The organism is Variovorax sp. 20P10.2.4, from assembly GCF_058244205.1.
The window spans coordinates 1-6751 of record NZ_JBZAYE010000411.1 but is presented as its reverse complement, the minus strand read 5'-3'; the positions used below and the strand labels follow the sequence as shown (position 1 = coordinate 6751).

5 protein-coding genes are annotated in these 6751 nt (G+C 68.5%); 1 reads left to right on the top strand and 4 read right to left on the bottom strand.

Translation table 11 applies throughout. The annotated features are described in order from the left end of the window. Window positions 1–2014 (bottom strand): ATP-dependent helicase (locus tag AC27VN_RS28660; protein ID WP_490878728.1); only part of this gene is annotated, 2014 nt, incomplete at its 3' end. 230 nt (window positions 2015–2244) lie between these two features. Between AC27VN_RS28660 and corA the strand changes: the two genes are divergently transcribed. Beyond that, window positions 2245–3231, top strand: a complete 987-nt coding sequence (gene corA, locus AC27VN_RS28655) for a magnesium/cobalt transporter CorA (RefSeq protein ID WP_057593823.1) — start codon at window positions 2245–2247, stop codon at window positions 3229–3231. Here the strand turns inward: corA and AC27VN_RS28650 are convergent. From AC27VN_RS28650 to AC27VN_RS28640, 3 genes are read right to left on the bottom strand one after another with little or no spacing between them, the layout of a single operon-like run. After that, a complete protein-coding gene (locus AC27VN_RS28650) occupies window positions 3224–3967 on the bottom strand; it encodes a 5'-methylthioadenosine/adenosylhomocysteine nucleosidase (RefSeq protein ID WP_490878730.1) in 744 nt (247 codons plus the stop codon). The genes corA and AC27VN_RS28650 overlap by 8 nt on opposite strands. Before the next feature lie 39 nt (window positions 3968–4006). After that, window positions 4007–5638, bottom strand: a complete 1632-nt coding sequence (locus AC27VN_RS28645; protein ID WP_093350493.1) for an ABC transporter substrate-binding protein — start codon at window positions 5636–5638, stop codon at window positions 4007–4009. Between the two features lie 43 nt (window positions 5639–5681). After that, a complete protein-coding gene (locus tag AC27VN_RS28640) occupies window positions 5682–6722 on the bottom strand; it encodes a peptide ABC transporter ATP-binding protein (RefSeq protein WP_490878729.1) in 1041 nt (346 codons plus the stop codon). Window positions 6723–6751 lie beyond the last annotated feature (29 nt).

Sequence of the window (6751 nt, the reverse complement as noted above, 5' to 3'; positions counted from 1 at the left end):
CATCGGGAATGAAGCGGCTGCGGTTGGCATAGAGATGCCGATCGCCGCGCGCGGCCTGCTGCGGGATGTAGAAGCGCTGCGGCACCAGCAGGTGCAGGTGGTCGCGGGCCCGGGTCATGGCGACGTAGAGCAGGCGCCGCTCCTCCTCGAGTTCCTGCGCGCTCTGCGCCACGTCGGCCGGCATGCAGCCGTCGACCACGTTGAGCACGTGGACCGAATTCCACTCCTGCCCCTTGGCCGAATGGATGGTCGAGAGGATCAGGTAGTCCTCGTCGAGCAGCGGCGGCCCCGGCCGGTCGCTGGTGGCCTCGGGCGGATCGAGCGTGAGCTCGGTGAGGAAGCGTTCGCGCGAGGCATAGCCCGAGGCCATGTGCACCAGCTGCTCGACGTCGCCGCGGCGCGTGCCCGCGGTGTCATCGTAGAGCCGCTCGAGGTGCGGCAGGTACCAGTCCATCGCGATGCCCACGTCGGCCGGCCAGGCCAGCGACGGCGCGCGCAGCGCGGCATAGGCCTCGGCGAAGGCGGCCCATTCGGCGCGCGCGGCGCTCGGCGGCACGAAGTCGCGCAGGGCGATGGCCGGATCGGCCGCCTGGTCCATCGCGTCGAGCAGCTTCGCGCTGGTGGCCGGCCCGATGCCCGGGATCAGCTGCGTGACGCGAAAGCCCGCCATGCGCCCGCGCGGGTTCTGCGCGAAGCGCAGCACCGCGAGCAGGTCCTTGACGTGCGAGGCCTCGAGGAACTTGAGCCCGCCGTACTTCACGAACGGGATGTTGCGGCGCGCCAGCTCGAGCTCGAGCGGCGCGCTGTGGCTCGAGGTGCGGAACAGCACCGCCTGCGACTTGAGCGCGAGCCCGCCCTCGCGGTGCGCGAGCACCTTGTCGGCCACCCAGCAGGCCTGCTGCGATTCGTCGGGCACGCGCACGATCTGCGGCCGCCCGGCCGAGGGCTTGTCGGTCCACAGCGTCTTGGCATGGCGCTCGGCCGCGTGCGCGATGCATGCGTTCGACACGTCGAGGATCGGCTGGGTGGAGCGGTAGTTGCGCTCCAGCGTGACCACGCGCGCCGGCCGCGAGAACTGCGAGGGGAAGTCGAGGATGTTGCGCACCGTCGCACCGCGGAACGAATAGATCGACTGCGCGTCGTCGCCCACCACCGTCACGCCCCGGCCATCGGGCTTGAGCGCGAGCAGGATCGCGGCCTGCAGCAGGTTGGTGTCCTGGTACTCGTCGACCAGCACGTGGTCGAAGCGCGCGCCCAGGTGCTGCGCCAGCGTGGGCTCCTCCATCATGCCGGCCCAGTAGAGCAGCAGGTCGTCGTAGTCGAGCACGTTCTGCTGCTGCTTGGCCTCGACGTAGGCGCCGAACAGCTGCTGCAGCTCGACGCCCCATTCGGCGCACCACGGGAAGGACTGCCTGAGCACCGACTCGAGCGGCGCGCGCGTGTTCACGCAGCGCGAATAGATCGACAGGCAGGTGCCCTTGTGCGGAAAGCGGCGCGCGCTCGACGAGAAGCCGAGCTCGTGCCGCGCCAGCCCCATCAGGTCCTCGGCGTCGCCGCGGTCGTGGATGGTGAAGTTGTCGTCCAGCCCGATCTGCGCGGCGTACTCGCGCAGCAGCCGCGCGCCGATGCCGTGGAAGGTGCCGGCCCAGGGCAGCGCGGGCGCGGTGTGGGCCTGCAGCCCCAGCACGCGCGCGAGCACCTGGCCGGCGCGCTGCGCCATTTCCTGCGCGGCGCGGCGCGAGAAGGTCAGAAGCAGAAGGCGCTGCGGGTCGACCCCGCGCGCGATCAGGTGTGCCACCCGGTGCGCCAGCGTACTGGTCTTGCCCGAGCCGGCGCCGGCGATGACGAGCAAGGGCCCTGCATCGGCCGCGTCCGGCGCGCCACCGGCCAGCGCCTCCACCCCGTGCTCGACCGCCGCGCGCTGCTCGTCGTTGAGGCTGGCGAGGGCGGCCGCGAGGCGCTCGGCCTGGGTCGCCGGCGGGCTGGAAAAAACGGGGGACACGGCGCTCGGCATGGGCGCCACTCTACTGGATGTTCGTCCAGTCCAGCCAACTCTGCGCTCATTCGCCGATGACATAATCGCGCCTCGCTGCAACTGGAGACCGCATCGTGGAAACCGCCCCGTCTCGGCAGCTTTCAACTCCCGGCTGAGTCCGGCCGACCGGGTCCGGGATTTGAAAGCGCCCCCTTTCTCGCCCCCCCGCCGTCCGCCCCATCGCCCCAGCCATTTCACGGGAGTGAGCCATGCTCAATATCTTCACGCTCGCCAACGGCCGCCTCGTCCAGGAAGAGATCGAGGCCCTCGAGGAGCTCTCCCGCTTCCAGCCGATCTGGGTCGACCTCGAATCGCCCACGCTCGAGGAGAAGCGCTGGATCAAGCAGTACTACGGCCTCTCGATCCCCGAAGACGCGATGGACGAGGACATCGAGGAATCGGCGCGCTTCTATGAAGAGGACAACGGCGAACTCCACATCCGCAGCGACTTCCTGATCGACGACGACGAAGCCCCGCGCGCGGTGCGCGTCGCGTTCATCCTCAACCAGCACAACACCGACCTGCGCAGCCGCGGCGTGCTGTTCTCGATCCACGACGAGGACGTGCCCGTGTTCCGCCTGCTGCGCATGCGCGCGCGTCGCGCACCGGGGCTGATCGAGGACGCGAAGGAAGTGATGCTCAAGCTCTTCGACGCCGACGCCGAATACTCGGCCGACTCGCTCGAGAACATCTACGACGAGCTCGAGGCCGCCAGCAAGAAGGTGCTCTCGGGCAACGTCAGCGACGAACTCGCGGGCGAGGTGCTGGGCGCCATCGCGCGCCAGGAAGACCTGAACGGGCGCATCCGCCGCAACGTGATGGACACGCGCCGCGCGGTCAGCTTCATGATGCGCAGCAAGATGCTCAATGCCGAGCAGTTCGAGGAAGCGCGGCAGATCCTGCGCGACATCGAATCGCTCGACAACCACACGGCCTTCCTGTTCGACAAGATCAACTTCCTGATGGATGCGACCGTCGGTTTCATCAACATCAACCAGAACAAGACGATCAAGATCTTCTCGGTGGCCAGCGTCGCGCTGCTGCCGCCGACCCTGATCGCGAGCATCTACGGCATGAACTTCAAGTTCATGCCCGAGCTCGACTGGGCCATGGGCTATCCCTACGCCATCGTGCTGATGGCCGCGAGCGCGCTGGTGCCGATGTGGTACTTCCGCCGGCGCGGCTGGCTCAAGTAGCAGAAGAAGAAGGCTGGGCGGCGAGCCACGCGCCGACCAGCGCGAGGCTGTAGCGGCTCGCGACCTCGGCGACGAAGCGCGCGAAGTCGCCATGGGCCGCGTCTTCGGCACGGTCCGAGATCGTGCGCATCGCGGCGAAGGGCACGCCGTAGTCGTGGCACACCTGCGCCACCGCCGCGCCTTCCATCTCCACCGCCAGCGCATCGGGTAGCGCGCGGCGCAGCGCCTCGCTTTCGGCCGCTGTCGCGACGAAGCGGTCGCCACTGATCAGCAGGCCGCGATGCACGGTCGGCGAACGCAGGCCGAACTCGTCGACGGCGCCCTGCCCCACCAGGGCCACGGGATCGCGCAAGGTCTGCTCGGCCACGGCCGCCAGCGCATCGCCGATCGCCGCATCGGCCTTGAAACGCGAGATCCCCATCAAGGGCACTTCGTATTTCGGAAAGAGCGGCGAGGCGTCCATGTCGTGCTGCAACAGCTCGGTCGCCACCACCACGTCGCCGACCTCGACGCCCGGCGCGAGCCCGCCCGCCACACCGCTGAAGACGATGGCGCGCACGCCGAAGCGCTCGAGCAGCAGCGTGGCCGTCACCGCGGCCGCGACCTTGCCGATGCGCGACAGCACCGCGACCACGGGCTGGCCCTGCAGGTGGCCGACCCAGAAGTCGCGGCCCGCGACGCGCACGCGCTGCTCGTCGGGCATCAGCGCGAGGAGCGCTTTCAGCTCCTCGTGCATCGCCGCGACGATCGCGATGGGTGCGGTGGCCCCCACCGCTTACTTGATGTCCACGCCGTAGAAGGTGTGGCGGCCGAAGGGGCTGAGCTTGAAGTCGATCACTTCCTTGCGCACCGGCTTGAGCTGCACCGCGTGCGCGATGGTGAACCACGGCGCCTGCTCCTTGAAGATGACTTGCGCCTTCTTGTAGAGCGCGTCGCGGTCGGCCTGCTTGGTCGCGCTCTTGGCCTTGACCACGATGTCCTCGTAGGGCTGGTAGCAGAACTTCGAGATGTTGCTGCCGCTCGCCGACTTGGCCGAGGCGCAGCCCAGCAGCGTGTAGAGGAAGTTGTCGGGGTCGCCGTTGTCGCCGGTCCAGCCCAGCATGCCCATCTGGTGCTCGCCGGCCTGCAGCCGCTTGCGGTACTCGCCCCATTCGAAGCTCTTGATCTCGGCCTTGACGTTGATCTTGGCGAGGTCGGCCTGCATCAGCTCGGCGATGCGCTTGGCGTTCGGGTTGTAGGGCCGCTGCACCGGCATCGCCCACAGGTCGGTCGAGAAGCCGTCGGGGAAGCCGGCCTGCGCCAGCAGCTTCTTCGCGGCCTCGGGATCGTAGGGATCGTCCTTCACCGCATCGTTGTAGGACCACATGGTCGGCGGGATCGGGTTCTTCGCGGCCACGCCGGTCGAGAGGTACACGCCGTCGATGATCGCCTTCTTGTTGATCGCCATGTTGATGGCCTTGCGCACGCGCACGTCGTCGAAGGGCTTCTTGGTCGTGTTGTATGAGAGGTAGCCGACGTTCAGGCCCGGCTGCTCGAGCACCTGCACGTTCGGGTCCTTGCGGATCGCGTCGAGGTCGGCCGGGTTCGGGTACGGCATGACGTGGCACTCGCCCTTCTGCAGCTTGGCCCAGCGCACCGAGGCATCGGGCGTGATCGCGAACACGAGGTCGTCGATCTTGGCCTTGCCGCCCCAGTACTGCGGGAAGGCCTTGAAGCGGATGACCGCGTCCTTCTGGTACTGCACGAGGTAGAACGGGCCGGTGCCGATCGGGTCCTGGTCGACCTTCTCGGGCGTGCCGGCCTTGAGCATCGCGATCGCGTACTCCTTCGACTGGATGCCCGCGTACTGCATCGCGAGGTTGGCGAGGAACGGCGCCTCCGCCTGGTTGAGCGTGATCTTCACCGTGTAGTCGTCGATGCGGTCCACCGACTTCAGCAGCTTGGGCATGCCCATGTCGTTGAAGTAGGAGTGGTTCTGGCTCGTGACCTTGAAGAAGGGATCGCTCTCCTTCCACTGGCGGTCGATCATGAAGATGAAGTCGTCGGCGTTGAAGTCGCGCGTGGGCTTGAAGCTCTTGCTCGTGGTGTGCCACTTCACGCCCTTGCGCAGGTGGAAGGTGTAGACCGTGCCGTCGGCCGAGATGTCCCACTTCTCGGCCAGGCCGGGCACGACCTTGGTGCCGCCGCGCTCGAACTCGACGATGGTGTTGTAGACCTGCGTGGTCACGTCGAACGAGGTGCCGGTGGTGTTCATGCCCGGATAGAAATTCTCGGGGCTGCCCTCGGAACAGTAGACCAGCGTCTTGGCCGACACCGCGCCGCAGGCCAGGGTCAGCGCCGCGATCGCCACGGGTGCCAGCAGCGCCAGCCGTCGTGCGCGGCGCGGGAGGAAGGAACGGTTCGTCATGGGGACTCCTTGAGACACGGGTTGGAGAAAACGGAAAGCGGGTTCAGGGATTCATCGCGACGGGCGCGACGAACGGCGGTGCCGACGGCAGGTCGGCGCGCACCACCGGCGCGCCTTCGAGAAAGCGCTCGGCGTAGTGGCAGGCAACCTGCCGCTCGTCGAGCTCGCGCAGCGCGGGTCGCTCGTCGCGGCAGCGCTGCGTGACATGCGGGCAGCGCGTGCTGAAGACGCAGCCCGTGGGCGGCGACAGCGGCGACGGCAGCTCGCCCTTGAGCACGATGCGCTGGCTGCTGAGGCCCGGCGTGGAGGCCAGCAGCGCCTGCGTGTAGGGATGCAGAGGACGCTCGAAGATGCGCGCCTTCGGGCCCTGCTCCACCGCGTGGCCGAGGTACATCACCAGCACGTCGTGCGCGATGTGGCGCACCACGCCGAGGTCGTGCGAGATGAACAGGTAGGCCAGGCCGAGCTCGGCCTGCAGGTCGGCCAGCAGGTTCAGCACCTGGGCCTGGATCGACACGTCGAGCGCCGACACCGGCTCGTCCGCCACCACCAGCCGCGGCTCGAGCATCAGCGCGCGCGCGATCGCGATGCGCTGGCGCTGGCCGCCCGAGAACATGTGCGGATAGCGGTTGGCATGCTCGGGCCGCAGGCCCACGCGCGCGAGCATCTCGCGCGCCTTCGCGGCACGCTCCGCCTTGCCGAGCGTGGTGTTGATCGCGAGCGGGTCCTCGAGCACCGCTGCGACCTTCTTGCGCGGATTGAGCGAGCCGTAGGGGTTCTGGAACACCAGCTGCACGGCCTGGCGCAGTTCGCGGCGCCGCTCGGACGGCGGGTTCACGGCATCGTGGCCGACCAGCGTGAGCTGGCCCGCCGTCGGCTTCTCGATCAGCGCGACCATGCGCGCGAGCGTCGATTTGCCGCAGCCCGATTCGCCGACCACCGCGAGCGTGCGGCCGCGCTCGAGCCGGAACGAGATGTCGCCCACCGCGCGAAGTTGCGCGTTCGGTCGGAACAGGCCGCGGCGCACCTCGTAGATGCGCTGCAGGTTCTTCGCCTCGACGACGATCTCCGCGGCGCTCACGATGCGGCCTCCGCGACGCGCGGCAGGCGCGG

Excerpts from the sequence above, each read along its gene's own strand:
- AC27VN_RS28650 (WP_490878730.1), bottom strand. The coding sequence starts at position 3,967 with ATGCACGAGGAGCTGAAAGCGCTCCTCGCGCTGATGCCCGACGAGCAG.
- AC27VN_RS28645 (WP_093350493.1), bottom strand. The coding sequence starts at position 5,638 with ATGACGAACCGTTCCTTCCTCCCGCGCCGCGCACGACGGCTGGCGCTG.
- corA (WP_057593823.1), top strand. The coding sequence starts at position 2,245 with ATGCTCAATATCTTCACGCTCGCCAACGGCCGCCTCGTCCAGGAAGAG.